Genomic DNA, 1,297 nt, shown 5'->3' on the forward strand with positions numbered 1-1,297 from the left:
TCAATGAGCCTGGGTCTATGCGACGCCCACAAAAAAACAAAGCTATCTGCTCGATGGTTCAATCACTGCTTCTGTTAGTGACCATAATGTTTGGGGAGTCACTGCCCGCAGTGGGATTGGTCGGCTCAAATCCGCTACCAGCAAATTTCTTATACACTAATAAGTTGGCTGAACCTGAACCGCCCGACCTTCATTCGGTTGGGTTTATGCCACTCGCCCTCCGTTTGCTTAAGCTGCTGCCGAATAACAGACCTCTTGCGTCTCTCCAACGGCCTCCCCTACCCCTTTGGCCAATGAAGCATACACACCGCATTGATCTCATGCTTGTGCCCCCTGAGACGCCAGAGCACTCTTCCACTGCGCTGATCGCCATCGGCGCTGCCGGGGGAGACGATGGCGATAAGCCACCTGACGGAAACCACTGGAATCCTGACCCAAAGCCCGTGCCTGACCTTGCCTCTGTTCTTGGCCCTGTTCAAAAATGCCTGCAACAAAAAAGGCAACTGCTTCGAATGTTACGGATCAAACGGCAATGGGCAACTATGACGGGGCAATCCATGCTGGCTCGAATTTTGTCAGACCGGATCATGGTGATTGAAGCGGATCTTTTCGATCTCGAAAGATCAGGGCCTGCCATGATGTATTCGTGTCTGGTTCAGACATGGCTGACAGAGAATGGTCAGGAACTTAGTGTTTACCGTGAGATCGCTGCTGGCAAATATTCAGGCCGTCAGGCAGGTACCGGGAAAAACGGCCAGCACTCCAGAACGACCAAAGCATCAACGACCAGAACAACAGGCCAATCCGGCCAGATTTGCGAAGTCGCTGCCGGTAACCAGAAAACCGGCTCGACAGACGGCAGTGGTCTCGGAGGCGATGACCCACTGAAACCCTCAATTTTTCAGGATACCGGAAGTTCGGTTGTCACTTGTTCAAAATGTGACAAGGCACTGAATACACAGGAATTAAGTCGTATAGCCAATGAGCTATCAGATCCAGCGTTTTTGTGCAACAAGTGCCTTTCGGGCACTAACAAAAATAAAAGAGCAAAACGAATCCGGGAAGAAACAGAGCGGGATTCATCAGAACCCGTTCAGAAAAAAAACAAGGGCTCGGGTAGAAAGAGGACTCATTCAAAAGCAGCTGCCGGACCAGCGGCCAAAAAAAAGAAAACGGCAGACACTCAGATCCCTGACGACCCATTGGAACAAGTGAAAGAAAATATCCATTACGAATTAAGTAAGGAAGAGCTGGAAAAAGCGCAAACCCTGATAGAGATATGCAAGAAAAAAAACAT

At 49.8% G+C, this 1,297-nt stretch carries 1 protein-coding gene; it reads left to right on the plus strand.

From position 1 onward, the window contains the following. Positions 1–320 precede the first annotated feature (320 nt). The coding region (locus tag KDK19_RS23035) for a hypothetical protein (RefSeq protein WP_257293037.1) at positions 321–1,297 on the plus strand (977 nt) is incomplete at its 3' end.

The organism is Endozoicomonas sp. ONNA1 (assembly GCF_024606325.1).
Classification (GTDB): domain Bacteria; phylum Pseudomonadota; class Gammaproteobacteria; order Pseudomonadales; family Endozoicomonadaceae; genus Endozoicomonas_A.